This is a genomic window from Curtobacterium sp. MCBD17_035 (assembly GCF_003234815.2).
Lineage (GTDB): Bacteria > Actinomycetota > Actinomycetes > Actinomycetales > Microbacteriaceae > Curtobacterium.
Genome location: NZ_CP126279.1, coordinates 3,192,715 through 3,207,851, shown reverse-complemented (window position 1 = coordinate 3,207,851; position 15,137 = coordinate 3,192,715). Strand labels below are relative to the sequence as shown.

Genomic DNA, 15,137 nt, shown 5'->3' with positions numbered 1-15,137 from the left:
GTGTTGCCCTCGGTGACGGTCGGTCGTCGGGGGTCCCGGGGGTGCGGCAGGATCGAACGCATGACCGACCGCATCCTCACCACGCACACCGGGAGCCTCCCGCGTTCCCCCGAGCTCACGCGGCTGCTCGTCGCACGCGATCAGGGTCACGACATCGACGTCGACGCGCTCCGTGCGGAGACCGACCGCGTACTCGCACGCACCGTCGAACAGCAGCTCACCACGGGTCTCGACGTCGTCAACGACGGTGAGGTCCCCCGCGTCGGGTTCTCGACCTACATCCGCGACCGCATCGACGGGTTCGGCGGGGTCGGCCACCGCAAGCCCACGCTGGACTCGATCAAGTTCCCGGAGTACGCCGCCTTCCAGGCACGGCAGATCGACGAGGGCGCCGAGTTCGCCCGGGTCTGGGACACCCCGCTGGCGCAGGGACTGCTCCACTACGACGAGGAGCGTGCCGGGGTCCGGTCCGACCTCGACGCGTTCGAACGGGAGCTGGCGCGGAACGCCGAGGCCGGGCGTCGTCCCGCGGGCACGTTCGTGTCCGCCGCGACCCCGGGCATCGTCGCGACGACCCTGCTCCTCGACGAGGAGAACCCCCACTACGGCGACCACCGCGAGTACGTGTTCGCGCTCGCCGAGGAGCTCCGCGTCGAGTACGAGGAGATCGTGGCACGCGGGCACACGCTGCAGCTCGACGCCCCGGACCTCGCCATGGAGCGGGTCATCCACTTCGGCGACGCGACGCTCGACGAGTTCCTGGCCGCCGTCGACCTGCACGTCGAGGCGATCAACCGGGCACTGCGGAACATCCCGAAGGACCGCGTGCGACTCCACGTCTGTTGGGGCAACTGGCAGGGCCCGCACCAGGACGACGTCCCCGTCGACGAGCTGCTCGAGCACCTCTACCGGGCCGAGGTCGGGGCGTTCAGCATCCCGTTCGGGAACCCCGCCCACCAGCACGAACTCCCCGCCTTCCGGCAGCACCCGCTGCCCGACGGTGCCCTGCTCATCCCGGGCGTCATCGACGTCACGACCAACTACCTCGAGCACCCGCAGGTCGTGGCGAACCGGATCGTCGAGGCCGCCGAGGCCGTGGGCGACCCGGCACGCGTCATCGCGGGGACCGACTGCGGGCTCGCCACCTTCGCGAGCTACGAGTTCGTGGCGACCGACGTCGCGTGGGCCAAGCTCGGCGCACTCGTCGAGGGCGCGGCGATCGCCTCCCGGCGCCTGTTCGGCTGACGCTGCCGACCGGGGCGGTCAGGCCGCGGGCCTGCCGGTGACGCCCTCGGCGGGGCGGTCAGGCCGCCACGACGGCGTCGTGCCGCGGCTCGACCCAGACGACGGTGACCCCGACGCCGAGCACGTCGAGCGCGCGCCGCACGGCGTCATCACGGTCGCACGCACCGAGCACGGCCACCGCGACCTCGGTGCTGCCGGACTCGGTGTAGGCCACGGTCCAGAACGGTGTCGGAGCCACGTCGACCACCTCTTCCCTCTCGCCGATCGCTGCGTGTCGCTGTGCAGGGTGTTCGGAACGGGGGACCGGGGCGGTTGGGTGTCGGCCCAGGCGCCGGGAGTTCCATCGACGGCATGACGACGCTCCCCGGTGGAACCCTGACCCTCGCCGACGACCTCACCGTGACCCGCTTCGGCTACGGCGCGATGCAGCTCGCGGGACCCGGGGTGATGGGTCCGCCCGAGGACCGCCAGGGCGCCGAGGAGGTCCTCCGCGCCGTGATCGAGCTCGGCATCACCCACATCGACACGAGCGACTACTACGGCCCGTTCACGGTCAACGAGCTCATCCGCGAGACCCTGCACCCGTACCCCGAGGGACTGCACATCGTCACGAAGGTCGGCGCGCGGCGGACGGCCGACGGCGACTGGCCCTCGGCGCTCGGCCGCGAGGACCTGCGTGAGGCGATCGACGAGAACCTCGAGCACCTCGGCGTCGAGGCCATGGACGTCGTGAACCTCCGCGTCGGCGGGGCGTTCGGTGCCGAGGAGGGCTCGATCGCCGAGCCGTACGAAGCGCTCGTCGAACTCCAGCAGGAGGGCCGCATCCGGCACCTCGGCATCAGCAACGTGACGATGACGCAGTTCGAGGAGGCCCGGAGCATCGCCCCGTTCGTCACCGTGCAGAACCACTACAACCTCGCGCACCGCGACGACGACGCGCTCGTCGACCGCTGCGCGGAGCTCGGCATCGGGTTCACGCCGTTCTTCCCGCTCGGCGGCTTCAACCCGCTCCAGTCGGACACGCTGGGACGGGTGGCGGCGCGCCTGTGTGCGTCGCCCCTCCAGATCGCGCTCGCCTGGCTGCTGCAGCGCTCGCCGGTGATGCTGCTCATCCCGGGCACGAAGTCGGTGCAGCACCTGCACGAGAACGTCGAGGGCGCGGGCATCGAGTTGCCCGCGGACGCGCTCGAGGAGCTCGACGCCATCGGGCGCTGACGACCTCCGCGGACGTCGCACCGCGCGGTTCCCGTTGCACCACGGGATCGCGCGGTGCAACGGGACGAACGCGGTGCGACGCCGAGCGCCCCGCTACGGGACCAGGTGCCCCGCGGCGGTGAACAACCGGTACCAGTCCGGCCGCGACAGCCGGACGTCCGACCCGGCGGCCGAGTCCCGCACACGCTGCGGGTTCGTCGTGCCGAGGACGACCTGCATCTGCGCCGGGTGGCGGGTGATCCAGGCCACGGCGATGCCGGTCGGGGTGCAGTCGTACGCGTCGGCGAGCTCGTCGATGACGTCGTTGAGCTCCCCGTACTGCTCGCGGTCGCCCAGGAACACGCCGTCGAAGAACCCCTTCTGGAACGGCGACCACGCCTGCAGGGTGATGTCGTTGAGGCGCGAGTAGTCGAGGATGCCGTTGTCACGGTCGACCGACTGCTCGAGCCCGGCCATGTTCGAGGCGACGCCCTGCGCGACGAGGTTCGCGTGCGTGATGCTCAGCTGCACCTGGTTGAACGCGAGCGGCTGCCGGACCGAGCGCTTGAGGAGCTCGACCTGACCGGGCGTGTGGTTCGAGACACCGAAGTGCTTGACCTTGCCGGCCGCGTGGAGCTCGTCGAACGCCGCGGCGACCTCGTCGGGCTCGACGAGTGCGTCGGGCCGGTGCAGGAGCAGGACGTCGATGTGATCGGTGTGCAGGGCCTCGAGCGAGCCGTCGACCGACTCGAGGATGTGCTCCTTCGAGAAGTCGAAGTACCCGTCGCGGATCCCGACCTTGGTCTGGATGACGATCTCGTCCCGCTCGGAGGACGAGAGTCCGAGCGCCTCGCCGAACCGGCGCTCGCAGTGGTGCATCGCGCCGCCGTACACGGCCGCGTGGTCGAACATCGTGATCCCGGCGTCCCGGGCGGTGCCGACGAGGGTGCGGATCTCCTCGTCGGACATGTCGGTGATCCGCATGAGTCCGAGCACGATGTCGGACGCGGTCAGGTCGGTCTGTGGCAACTCCAGTGTCTTCACGCTCCGATCTTCCTCCCTCGGCCCGCTTCGCGCGCCAGCGACCGGGAGGCGCAGTGCGGGCCCGTCACGTGCTCGTCGCCGTGCCGTGCGTGTGCGTGGTGACGGTTCCGACGCCGAGGTGTCCCGCGATGGGGAGCCGCACGACGACGGTCAGGCCGCCGCCCGGGGTGTCGTCGACCTCGACCGATCCGTCCATCGCCTCGATGAACCCGCGGGCGAGCGCCAGTCCGAGGCCGAGCCCCGTGTCGTTGTCCGTGTCCCCGAGTCGCTGGAACGGCATGAACACGTCGTCCCGACGCTCCGGTGGGATGCCCGGGCCCTGGTCCGCGATGCGCAGCTCGACCATGCCGCCGAAGGCGCTCGCCGCCACGCGGACGCGGGTGCCGGCGGGGGCGTACCGCTCGGCGTTCGCGAGCAGGTTCACGACGACCCGCTGCAGCAGCACCGCGTCGGCACGGACCGGCGGGAGCTCGGCGGGCAGGTCGAGGTCGACGGCGCCCGGGCCGAGCTCGAGCTCGTCGAGCGCCGGAGCGACGACGGTGTCGACGCCGATCGGTGCGGTCGCCACGGCGAGCGCGCCCGCCTGGACCCGCGAGACGTCGAGCAGGTCCGCGAGCAGTGACCCGAGGGTCCGCAGGCTCTCGTCGGCGGTGGTGAGGAGGACCTCCCGGTCGTGGTCGGACAGGGTGACGTCCTGCGCGCGGAGGCCTTGGATCGCGGCCGACGCGGCGGCCAGCGGCCGACGCACGTCGTGCCCGACGGCGGCGAGGATGGCGCTGCGCACCCGGTCCGCCGCCGCGATCCGCTCCGCCTCGCCCGCCGTCCGCGCCAGGGTGCGGTGGTCGAGCGCCACGTCGATCTGCCGCTCGACGACGCGGAGCAACCGCTGTCCGCCCGGGTCGGCGGAACCGTGGAACTCGACGGTGCCGCCGGACTGGAGGCGCGTGGTCGCGCTCGGCGCACCATGCACGGCGCCGGCCTCGGCGACGACGTCCTCACCCTGCCGGACGAGCACACCGTCGAACCCGAACGCCTCACGCGCTCGGTCGACGAGTGCCTGCAGGGCGTCGTCCCCGCGCAGGACGCTGCCGGCGATCCCGACCAGGAGCGCGGACTCGGCGGCGGCACGGCGGGCGGCGCGCGATCGTCGCGCGGACCGGTCCACGACCCAGCTCACCGCGACGGCGCTCGCCACGTAGAGGATGAGGGCCGCGAGGTGCCAGGGCCGTTGCACGGTCACCGTGTACAGGGGTTGCACGAAGAAGAAGTCGAGGGACAGCCCCGACAGCACCGCGGCGAACACGGCCGGCCACATCCCGCCGACGAGCGCCACGACGAGCACGAGCATCTGGTAGGCGAGCACCTCGACCGTGATCGCGTCGCGGTCGCCCACGGAGGACAGCACGAACGTCAGGAGCGGCCCGATCGCGAGGGCCAGGAGGAACGCGGCCACGACCCGGGAGCGCGACAGACTGCCGCCCAGTCGGGGGAGTGCGAGGCGGCCCCCGGCGGCGCTGTGCGTCACGATGTGGACGTCGATGTCACCGGACTCGCGCACGATGGTCGTGCCGATGCCCGGACCGGTCAGCGCGGCGAGCACCCGCGACCGACGGCTCACCCCGATCACGATCTGGGTCGCGTCGACGGATCGGGCGAACCGCACGAGCGTGGTCGGGACGTCGTCCCCGACGACCTGGTGGTAGGTGCCGCCGAGCTGCTCGACGAGTGCGCGCTGGCGACCGAGCGCACCCGGATGGCGCTCGCGGAGGCCGTCGCTCGTGGTGACGTGCACGGCGGCGAGCTCGCCGCCGGCGGACCGGGCGGCGATCCGTGCCCCGCGGCGGAGCAGGGTCTCGCCCTCGGGACCGCCGGTGAGTGCGACCAGGACGCGATCCCGGGCCTCCCACTTGTGCTGGATGCCGTGCTCGGCGCGGTACTTCTTCAGGGCGTCGTCGACCTCGTCGGCGAGCCAGAGGAGCGCGAGCTCGCGGAGCGCCGTCAGGTTCCCGAGCCGGAAGTAGTTGGACAGCGCGGCGTCGATCCGAGCCGCGGGGTAGACCAGCCCGTCGGAGAGCCGGTCTCGCAGGGCCTGTGGCGAGAGGTCGACGACCTCGATCTGGTCGGCGGCCCGGACGACCGCGTCGGGGACGGTCTCGCGCTGCACCGTGCCCGTGATCTCCTGCACGACGGTCGACAGCGACTGCATGTGCTGCACGTTCACCGTCGAGATCACGTCGATCCCGGCGGCGAGGATCGCCTCGACGTCCTGCCAGCGCTTGTCGTGCGGACTGCCGGGCGCGTTCGTGTGGGCGAGTTCGTCGACGAGCGCGACGTCCGGGCGGCGGGCGAGCACGGCCTCCAGGTCCATGTCGTCGAGCCGGACGCCGCGGTGTTCGACCGTGCGCCGCGGGACCAGCTCGAGCCCCGCGACGAGGGCCGCGGTCGCCGCGCGGCCGTGGGTCTCCACCACGGACACGACGACGTCACGGCCCTCGTCGCGGAGGCGGCGGCCCTCCTCGAGCATGGTGTAGGTCTTGCCGACGCCCGGGGCGGCGCCGAGCAGGACCCGGAGGCGTCCCCGTTGCATGCTCGTCGTCCTCAGCGCAGGTCGGCGAGCGCGAGGTTGAGCTCGAGCACGTCCACCGTCGGGTCACCGAGGAACCCGAGCTGGCGTCCGGCGGTGTGGTCCTCGACGAGCTGCCGGACCCGCGCCGTGGACAGGCCGCGGGCGTGGGCGACGCGGTCGACCTGCTCGAGCGCGGACGCCGGGCTGATGTCGGGGTCGAGGCCCGAGCCGGACGCGGTGACGGCGTCGGCCGGCACGGAGGAGACGGGCACGCCGTCGGCCTTCGCGATGGCGGCGCGGCGGTCCCGGACGGCCGTGACGAGGTCGGGGTTGTCCGGGCCGAGGTTCGAGCCGGAGGACGCGTTGGCGTCGTACCCATCCCCCGCCGCGGAGGGGCGCGACCGGAACCAACGGTCGATCGTGGCGCCCTTCCGCGTCGTGAACGACTGGCCGACGAGCGACGAGCCGACGACGTGGCCGGACGAGTCCTGGACCATCGAGCCGTTCGCCTGGTGCGGGAACGCGACCTGCCCGACGCCCCAGACGGCGAGCGGGTACCCGACGCCGAGGACGATCGTGCTGAGGACGGTGAGACGGAGGGCGACGCCCGCCGTGCGGAGTGTGGTGCGTGTCGATGCCATGGTGTGGAACTCCTCGTAGCCGGGCTCAGAAGCCCGGGATGAGACCGACGATGAGGTCGATGATCTTGATGCCGATGAACGGCACGATGACGCCCCCGAGGCCGTAGACGAGCAGGTTCCGGCCGAGGATGCTCGACGCGGACGCCGCCCGGTACGTGACGCCGCGGAGCGACAGGGGGATGAGCGCGACGATGACGAGCGCGTTGAACACGACCGCGCTGAGGATCGCCGACGCCGGGCTGTGCAGGTGCATGACGTTGAGCACCGCCAGGCCGGGGAACGCCACCTGGAACATCGCGGGGATGATCGCGAAGTACTTCGCGACGTCGTTCGCGATCGAGAACGTGGTGAGCGCCCCGCGGGTGATGAGCAACTGCTTGCCGATCCGCACGACGTCGATGAGCTTCGTCGGGTCCGAGTCGAGGTCGACCATGTTGCCGGCCTCCTTGGCCGCGGTCGTGCCCGTGTTCATCGCGACGCCGACGTCGGCCTGGGCGAGCGCCGGGGCGTCGTTCGTGCCGTCACCGGTCATCGCGACGAGGTTGCCGCCCTCCTGCTCCTGCTTGATGAGCCGCAGCTTGTCCTCGGGCGTCGCCTCGGCGAGGAAGTCGTCGACGCCCGCCTCGGCCGCGATCGCGGCCGCCGTGCGCGGGTTGTCACCCGTGATCATGACGGTGCGGATGCCCATGGCGCGCATGTCCGCGAAGCGCTCGGCGATGCCGTCCTTGACGACGTCCTTGAGGTGCACGACGCCGAGGAGGGCCGTGGTGCCGTCCGCGTCCCGGCGCGCGACGACGAGTGGGGTCCCGCCCTGGTCCGAGATCTCCGCCACGGTGGCGTCGACCTGGGCGACCACGGCGCTGTCGCTCGTCCCGGCCCAGTCGAGCACCGCGGCCGCGGCGCCCTTCCGGACCTGCGTGCCGTCACGGAGGTCGACACCGGACATGCGGGTCTGCGCCGTGAAGGGGACCTCGACCGCGCCCGCGGGGGCGCCCGTCGGGGCGCCGGCCTGGGCGGCGAGCTCCACGATCGAGCGGCCCTCCGGCGTGCCGTCGGCGGCCGACGAGAGCGCGGTGGCGGCCATGAGTTCGGCCTCCGTCACCGCGCCGACCGGGACGACCCGGGAGGCCCGGCGGTTGCCGTACGTGATCGTGCCGGTCTTGTCGAGGAGCAGTGTGGTGATGTCGCCGGCGGCCTCGACCGCGCGGCCCGACATCGCGAGCACGTTGTGCTGGACCAGCCGGTCCATGCCGGCGATGCCGATCGCGGAGAGCAGCGCGCCGATCGTGGTCGGGATGAGGCAGACCAGCAGGGCGATGAGCACCGTGACGCTGACGGTCGACCCGACGAGGCCGGCGAGTGGCTGGAGTGTGAGGCAGACGATGACGAAGATGATCGACAGCGACGCGAGCAGGATGTTGAGCGCGATCTCGTTCGGGGTCTTCTGCCGTGCCGCGCCCTCGACGAGCCGGATCATCCGGTCGATGAACGTCTCGCCCGGCGTCGACGTGATCCGCACGACGATCCGGTCGGACAGCACGCGCGTGCCGCCCGTGACGGCCGATCGGTCGCCGCCGGACTCGCGGATGACGGGGGCGGACTCGCCCGTGACGGCCGATTCGTCGACCGAGGCGATGCCGTCGATGACGTCGCCGTCGCCCGGGATCACGTCGTTCGCCTCGACGAGCACGACGTCGCCCTTGGCCAGGTCGACGCTGGCGACCTCCTCGGTCTGTGCCCGGTGGGCAGCGGGGTCCCCGGCTCGGTCGTACGCGACGACACGGCGGGCCGTCGTCGTGCTGCGGGTCTTCCGGAGCGCGTCGGCCTGCGCCTTGCCCCGCCCCTCGGCCACGGACTCGGCGAGGTTCGCGAACACGACCGTGAGCCAGAGCCAGATCGCGATCGCCCAGGTGAAGGACGCGGGGACGGCCGCGGCGCCCGCTGCCGGCTCGTGCGAGAGGGGGTCGACGATCGCGGTGACCGTCGTCAGTGCGGCGCCGACCTCGACGATGAACATGACGGGGTTCCCCCACATCATGCGGGGGTCGAGCTTGCGGACGGCGCCCGGGAGGCCGGCGGCGAGCTGCCGGGGGCCGAACGCGGCGTTCCGCCGGGTGGGGTGGTCGGACACGGTCGTGTCCTCGGTGTCGGGAGCGATGGTGCTCATCGGACGAGTCCTTCTGCGAGGGGGCCCAGTGCGAGGACCGGGAAGTAGGTCAGGGCGGTGACGATCACGGCGACACCGGCGAGCAGGACGATGAACAGCGGGCGGTGCGTCGGCAGCGTCCCGGAGGTGGCGGGCACGTGGTCCTGCTGGGCGAGGGACCCGGCGAGCGCGAGCACGAGCACGATCGGGACGAACCGGCCCAGGGCCATCGCGACCGCGAGGGCCGAGTTCATCCACGTCGTGTTCGCGGTGATGCCGCCGAACGCGGACCCGTTGTTGTTCGTGGCGCTCGTGAACGCGTAGAGCAGCTCGGAGAACCCGTGGTTGCCCGGGTTGGAGATCGAGGTGTGCTCGACCTGCTGGGCGACGCCGGGGATCACGAGGGAGAGTCCCGCACCGAGCAGGACGATCGCCGGTGTGACGAGCACGTACAGGGACGCGAACGTCATCTCGCGGGCACGGATCTTCTTGCCGAGGTACTCGGGCGTGCGGCCGACGAGCAGGCCGGCGATGAACACCGTGATGACGGCGAGGACGAGCATGCCGTACAGGCCGGACCCGGTCCCACCCGGCGCGATCTCGCCGAGCATGATGTTGATCATCGCCATCATGCCGCCGAGCGGGGTCTGGCTGTCGATCATGCCGTCCACGGCGCCGGTGGACGTGATGGTCGAGGAGGTGTTGAAGATCGTCGTCCCGATGACGCCGAACCGGACCTCCTTGCCCTCCATCGCGGCACCCGCGAGGTGGGCCGCGGTGCCGCCGCCGGCGAGCTCGAGTGACGACATCGCCGAGAGCGAGACGAGGAAGATGACGCTCATCGTGGCGAGGATGGCGTACCCCTGGCGGCGGTCGCCGACCATCGTGCCGAACGTGCGCGGCAGGCTGAACGGGATCGCCAGCAGCAGGAACACCTCGAGGAGGTTCGTCCACGGCTGCGGGTTCTCGAACGGGTGGGCGGAGTTCGCGTTGAAGAACCCGCCGCCGTTCGTGCCGAACTCCTTGATGGCCTCCTGCGACGCCGCGGGGCCACCCGCGATCGTCTGCGTGCCGCCCGCGAGCGTGTGGACGGTGGTCGGGTCGAGGAAGTTCTGCACCGCACCGCCCGCGATGAGGACGATCGCGAACACGAAGGACACCGGCAGCAGCAGACGCCACACCGTGCGGACCGTGTCCACCCAGAAGTTGCCGAGGGTCCCGGTACGTCGCCGGGCGAACCCGCGGACGAGCGCCGCGGCGACCGCCATGCCGACCGCGGCCGACAGGAAGTTCTGCACGGCCAGGCCGGCCATCTGGACCGTGTAGCCCATCGTGAGCTCGGGGGAGTGCGACTGCCAGTTCGTGTTCGTCACGAACGAGACCGCCGTGTCGAACGCCAGGCTCGGCGTGACCGCGGGGAGTCCGAGGCTCGCGGGGAGCACGGCCTGCAGACGCTCGAGCGTGTCGATGGCGAACACGCCGACCACGCTGAACAGCAGGACGCTCCGCAGGTACGCGGGCCACGACTGCTCCGCGTCGGGGTCGACCCCGATGAGCCGGTAGACGCCGCGCTCGACCCGCATGTGCTTCGTGGGGGTGTAGATGCGGGCCATGTGGTCGCCGAGCGAGCGGTGGACGACGACGAGGAGCAGCACGAGTGCCGCGACGGACGCGATGCCCGCCCAGGTCTCCGCGGCGCTCATCAGAACTGCTCCGGGCGGACGAGCGCCCACACGAGGTAGCCGATGGCGGCGATGCCGAGCACGGCCGCGGCGATGGTGATGACGATCACAGGCGCTCCACCCCCTTGCCGATGAGCGCGATCACGCCGAACAGCGCGACCGTGCCGAGGACGACGAACACGTCGAACACGAGGACCAACTCCTGGTTGTCAGCTGGCCGAGGCCGGAGCCGGGGCCGCACCCGATCCGGATGCCGGAAGCGATCGTGCGCCCGGCGCGGAGTCCGGCCGGGCGTCCTCACGGATCCCTAACGCCCCCGGAGCGAAGCCGTACGGACCACTAACACCTGCCCCCGGCGCGCGTCACGGGCGCTCGCGCAGGAGGCGCGCGACCTCACTGCGCGCGGCAAGGTCGCGCGCGGCCTCCTCGGACAGCCGGCGCACCTGCCCGACGAGCCGACGGCGGTGGGTCTCCGCGCCCTGCATGATGCACTCGTGATGGGCGACCCGGTTCCGGAACCGCCGGAGGGCGTCGAGCGCGTCGCGCACGTCATCGCGGTGGGTTCCCGGTCCGTACACACGGTGCAGGTACGGTCGCCAGACTCCCCGTTCCAGACGGTCCGTGGGCATCAGTGCCCAGAATCCGAACGGCAGCTCGGCGATGATCTTGCCGGGGAGCACGGTGCTTCCGTCTGCTGGTCGCGCCCGTGCGGTCGCCTCGGCCACCCTTCGGCGCGCGATGGCGTTGGCGTCTCGGATCCCACCGGTGTGTCGATCTGGACGCGCCTGGACCGGGAACAGCTGACGGAGCGTCCGGCGGTCCGTCCAGTGGTCGTCGCCATCGAGGACCGCGTCGCAGAGCGCGCGGTCGAAGGCGTTCCGCAGACCGACCTCGAGATGCGCGAGGTCGTGGAGGAAAGCAGACGCCAACCGTGCGTTCCATCCGTACAGCGCACGAGCGCGTCGGGCATCGTGGCCCGCGGCTCGGAGGTACGGTTCGAGCCTCGGGCCACTCACCCAGCCTCGGAACCAGGCATCGTCCGGATCAGGCATGGAATGTGGTATGTTCCTCTCGAAAGCCCTCGATGACCTCTGCTGCATGTCGCCTGGGCCACGGAAGGAAGCTCCGGTATTCCGCCTCGGCGGACCCGGAGCTTCTGCCGTCTCTGGGTCGTCGTCGCCCGTGTCCCCTTTCTGATACGTAGTATATCGTGCGGTGACAGGCGGTGCACGCAGCCAGACGGCAGGATGAGTGCATGGAGCGTCGACGACCCGAGGCCGATCGCGCGGTCCACCCCGACTCCTCGGTGCTCCGCCGCACCGTGCGGTTCGCGACCGGGCGGACCGGCAGCCTCAGCCGGTCCCGCGTGCTCGGTGCCGTCGCGTTGGTGGTCGTCGTCGGACCGTCGCTCACCGGGCTGCTCGTCGCGATCGGGGCCCGCGGGGACATCACGGTCGAGGCGTTGGCGTACCAGCTCCTCGTGCTCGTCGCCGCGCTCATCGGCGGCGCATGGCCGGCGGTGCTCGCCGCGGTGCTGTCGGGACTGTCGCTCGACTACTTCTTCGTCGCTCCCGTCCACCGCATCACGGTCCAGCAGCCGTCGCACCTCGCGGGCCTCGTCCTGTACGTGGTGAGCGCCGTGCTCGTCAGCGTGGTCGTGGACCGCTCGGCGCGGCACTCCCGCACCGCCCGCCGGGCCGCTGCGGAGTCCGCCCTCCTCACGGGCATCGCGGGGAGCGTGCTCCGCGGCGACGACGCCCTCGCCGCGCTCGTCGACCGCACCCGCGAGGCGTTCGGGTTCGACAGCGTGCTCGTCCGGCAGGACGACGACGTGGCCGCGTCGTCGGGGGCGGTACTCGGCACGCCGGACGCGACCCGGAGCCTCCCGGGTGGTGGCGTGGTGGAGTTCCGGGGTGGCGCGGTCGGACCGGGTGAGCGGCGCCTCCTGGCCGTCGTCGAGCAGCAGGTCGACGCCGCGCTCGAGCACCGCGTGCTCGCCCGGGCCGCGGTCGACGCGGAGCGGATCGCGGCCACCGACCGGGTCCGGAGCGCCCTGCTCGCCGCGGTCGGACACGACGTGCGCCGCCCGATGGCCGCGGCCACGGCGGCGATCGGCGGACTCCGCGCAGCCGACGTCACGCTGACGGAGTCCGACCGGGAGGAACTGCTCGCGACCGCCGACGAGAGCCTGCGGTCCCTCGCGGCGTTGCTGGCCGACCTGCTCGACGTGAGCCGCGTGCAGGCCGGGGTGCTCGCGGTGACGCCGCAGACGATCGCCCTGGAGGACGTCGTCGCCCCGGCGCTCGACGAGCTCGCACTCGGTCCCACGGACGTCGACCTCGACCTGCCCGCCGATCTCCTGCCCGTCCGCGCCGATCCGGTGCTCCTGCAGCGGGTCGTCGTGAACCTGCTCGCGAACGCGCAGCGCTACTCGCCGGACGGCGTGCGGGTCCGCGTGGCCGCGACCGCCTCCGGCACGGTCGTCGAGCTGCGCGTCGCGGACTCGGGTCCGGGCATCCCGGCGTCGCGCCGTGAGGACGTGTTCCTGCCCTTCCAGCGGCTCGGGGACACGGACAACGAGAGCGGACTCGGACTCGGACTCGCGCTCGCCCGCGGGTTCACCGAGGGCATGGGTGGGACCATCCGGGTCGACGACACCCCGGGTGGCGGGCTCACGGTCGTCGTCCGCCTGCCGATCGCCGGCGCGGGTCAGGAAGGACATCAGTGAAGATCCTCATCGCCGACGACGACGCCCAGCTCGTCCGAGCCATGTCCGTCACGCTCGGCGCCCGTGGTTACGAGATCGTCACCGCCCGCGACGGCCGGGCTGCGCTCGACGCGGTGATCACGCAGCGGCCGGACCTCGTGCTCCTCGACCTCGGCATGCCGCGGCTCGACGGTCTTGGGGTGCTCGAGGCGCTCCGGGCGTGGACCCAGGTGCCCGTGCTCGTGTTGTCCGGCCGCACGGACTCGGCCGACAAGGTGGACGCGCTCGACGCCGGGGCGGACGACTACGTGACGAAGCCGTTCCAGATGGACGAGCTCCTGGCCCGCCTCCGGGCGCTCGGCCGTCGACGGGCCCCGGCCGAGGAGGCCCCGACCGTCCGGATCGGCGACCTCGTGGTCGACCTCGCCGCCAAGCAAGTGACGTGGGCCGAAGGCACCGGCGCCCCCGTGCGGCTCACCCCGACGGAGTGGCGGCTGCTCGAGGTCCTCCTGGCGCACCCGGATCGACTCATGACCCGTGAGATGCTCCTCACCGAGGTGTGGGGTCCGTCGCACGGGGGTGACAGCGGGTACCTGCGGCTGTACATGGCGCAGCTGCGGAAGAAGCTCGAGCCGGATCCGGCGAGCCCGCGGTACCTCGTCACCGAGGCGGGGATGGGCTACCGGTTCTCACCGACGGGCTGAGCACGGGCCTCCCGGGTGCGACGCACCATCGGGCGCCCCGTCAGCGGCAGGCTGAGCGGCGTCCACCGGAACACCTCGGTCGTGACGACCGCACCGATCACGACGAGGACGTACGCGATCGGCACGCGCAGGGCGGCGGGGTTCGACGGTGCCGTGATGCCGAGCGCGAGCAGGATCGTGATCATCGCCGGATGGCTCAGGAAGATCCCGAACGACCGGTCCGACGCCCACGCGAGCGTCCGGTCGTCCCACGAACCCGGGCGGCGGTGGTCCGCCCACCAGGCGCCGACGCTCAGCAGGGCGAGTGTCGCGACCGTGCTCCACACGAGCTGCACGGGCTGCATCTCGTCCGAGGCGTCGCTGAGGTCGAGGCCGATGTGACGGTTCAGCGCGTAGACGGCGAGGGCGAGCACGGCGGTGGCGGTGAGTGCGACCGCGAGGACGACCCGGTGCCCGCGCACCCACCTCAGCACCGCGTCGGCGTGCGCGCCGGCGACGACGCCGCCCACGACGAAGAACAGGTAGCTCGTGAACACACTCGTCAGGGAGCCGTGCGTCCAGGCGACGGTCGCGGGCTCGTACCGCGCGACCCAGAACACCGCGCCCTGGACGAGGAACGCGACCGAGAGGAACAGCAGGTGGGCCTCGGGGAACCGCCGCACGGCCCAGATGAGCGCCGGGATCACGAGGTACACCTGCATGGTCACGAGCAGGAAGTACAGCTGCTCCGCCGCGTCGCCCCGCAGGAGCGCCTGCCCCCAGTCGACGAGCCGGGCGATCGGGTCACCGAGCGAGTCCGAGATCGTCGCGTTCAGGAACACGTACACGCCCGACCAGACGACGTACGGCAGCCCGACGAGCAGGAACCGCCGCGGCCAGAACCGGCGGAGTGGCCGCGGCCGACGGAGCTGCCCGTAGGTGAGCACGAACGCGGTCAGCCAGAAGAACGCCCCACGCGTGAAGTGGAGCAGGGTGAGCAGCGCGTCCGTGACGACGCCGAACCCGCCGATGTAGTTGACGGTGTGGACGGCGATGACGCACGCGAACGTGAGGAGCCGGAGCACGTCGATCTCGTACAGGTGCGAGCGCGGCGTGGTCTGCGCTGCAGCGAGTTCGGGCTCCGACACCCGGGGCACGGTAGGCGCGACGGCTTTGCGGGACGTCCATCGAGCGCGACGATGAGCCACCGCGCCAGAGGTCCGACCTCG

Annotated in this window: 13 protein-coding genes; 4 read left to right on the top strand and 9 right to left on the bottom strand. The window is 71.9% G+C overall.

Annotated features, from left to right (window positions below):
• Positions 1–60: 60 nt before the first annotated feature.
• Positions 61–1,245 (top strand): uroporphyrinogen decarboxylase/cobalamine-independent methonine synthase family protein, encoded by a 1,185-nt coding sequence (locus DEI93_RS15170; RefSeq protein WP_111120050.1) that lies wholly within the window; start codon positions 61–63, stop codon positions 1,243–1,245.
• A 58-nt stretch (positions 1,246–1,303) separates the two neighbouring features.
• Here the strand turns inward: DEI93_RS15170 and DEI93_RS15165 are convergent, their stop codons facing one another.
• Positions 1,304–1,483 (bottom strand): hypothetical protein, encoded by a 180-nt coding sequence (locus DEI93_RS15165; RefSeq protein WP_146244071.1) that lies wholly within the window; start codon positions 1,481–1,483, stop codon positions 1,304–1,306.
• Between the two features lie 113 nt (positions 1,484–1,596).
• On the opposite strand from DEI93_RS15165, the gene DEI93_RS15160 reads away from it, so the two are divergent.
• The gene (locus DEI93_RS15160; RefSeq protein WP_111120049.1) at positions 1,597–2,460 is read left to right on the top strand and encodes an oxidoreductase; all 864 of its coding nucleotides are present in this window, start codon (positions 1,597–1,599) and stop codon (positions 2,458–2,460) included.
• A 93-nt stretch (positions 2,461–2,553) separates the two neighbouring features.
• Here the strand turns inward: DEI93_RS15160 and DEI93_RS15155 are convergent, their stop codons facing one another.
• The 7 genes from DEI93_RS15155 to DEI93_RS15125 form a co-directional block, all read right to left on the bottom strand.
• Complete coding sequence (locus tag DEI93_RS15155) at positions 2,554–3,483, bottom strand: aldo/keto reductase (RefSeq protein WP_181434732.1); 930 nt, start codon at positions 3,481–3,483, stop codon at positions 2,554–2,556.
• Positions 3,484–3,547: 64 nt separating this feature from the next.
• Complete coding sequence (locus tag DEI93_RS15150; protein WP_111120048.1) at positions 3,548–6,070, bottom strand: ATP-binding protein; 2,523 nt, start codon at positions 6,068–6,070, stop codon at positions 3,548–3,550.
• A gap of 11 nt (positions 6,071–6,081) precedes the next feature.
• Positions 6,082–6,690, bottom strand: coding sequence for a K(+)-transporting ATPase subunit C (gene kdpC / locus DEI93_RS15145; protein ID WP_111120047.1), 609 nt, complete (start codon positions 6,688–6,690; stop codon positions 6,082–6,084).
• A 25-nt stretch (positions 6,691–6,715) separates the two neighbouring features.
• The gene (kdpB, locus tag DEI93_RS15140) at positions 6,716–8,857 is read right to left on the bottom strand and encodes a potassium-transporting ATPase subunit KdpB (RefSeq protein ID WP_111120046.1); all 2,142 of its coding nucleotides are present in this window, start codon (positions 8,855–8,857) and stop codon (positions 6,716–6,718) included.
• Positions 8,854–10,539, bottom strand: coding sequence for a potassium-transporting ATPase subunit KdpA (kdpA, locus tag DEI93_RS15135; protein WP_111120045.1), 1,686 nt, complete (start codon positions 10,537–10,539; stop codon positions 8,854–8,856). The genes kdpB and kdpA overlap by 4 nt, the downstream gene beginning before the upstream one ends.
• The gene (locus tag DEI93_RS15130) at positions 10,539–10,628 is read right to left on the bottom strand and encodes a potassium-transporting ATPase subunit F (protein ID WP_111010581.1); all 90 of its coding nucleotides are present in this window, start codon (positions 10,626–10,628) and stop codon (positions 10,539–10,541) included. The genes kdpA and DEI93_RS15130 overlap by 1 nt, the downstream gene beginning before the upstream one ends.
• 252 nt (positions 10,629–10,880) lie before the next feature.
• Positions 10,881–11,447: a hypothetical protein gene (locus tag DEI93_RS15125; RefSeq protein WP_220037894.1), complete on the bottom strand. Its 567-nt coding sequence runs from the start codon at positions 11,445–11,447 to the stop codon at positions 10,881–10,883.
• A 326-nt stretch (positions 11,448–11,773) separates the two neighbouring features.
• Between DEI93_RS15125 and DEI93_RS15120 the strand changes: the two genes are divergently transcribed.
• Entirely contained in the window at positions 11,774–13,246 is a 1,473-nt protein-coding gene (locus DEI93_RS15120) for a sensor histidine kinase (RefSeq protein ID WP_111120043.1), read from the top strand.
• Positions 13,243–13,929, top strand: coding sequence for a response regulator (locus DEI93_RS15115; RefSeq protein WP_111012961.1), 687 nt, complete (start codon positions 13,243–13,245; stop codon positions 13,927–13,929). The genes DEI93_RS15120 and DEI93_RS15115 overlap by 4 nt, the downstream gene beginning before the upstream one ends.
• On the opposite strand, the gene DEI93_RS15110 is transcribed toward DEI93_RS15115, so the two are convergent.
• Positions 13,905–15,056, bottom strand: coding sequence for an acyltransferase (locus tag DEI93_RS15110; protein ID WP_181436070.1), 1,152 nt, complete (start codon positions 15,054–15,056; stop codon positions 13,905–13,907). The two genes, DEI93_RS15115 and DEI93_RS15110, sit on opposite strands and share 25 nt — an antisense overlap.
• Positions 15,057–15,137: the final 81 nt, after the last annotated feature.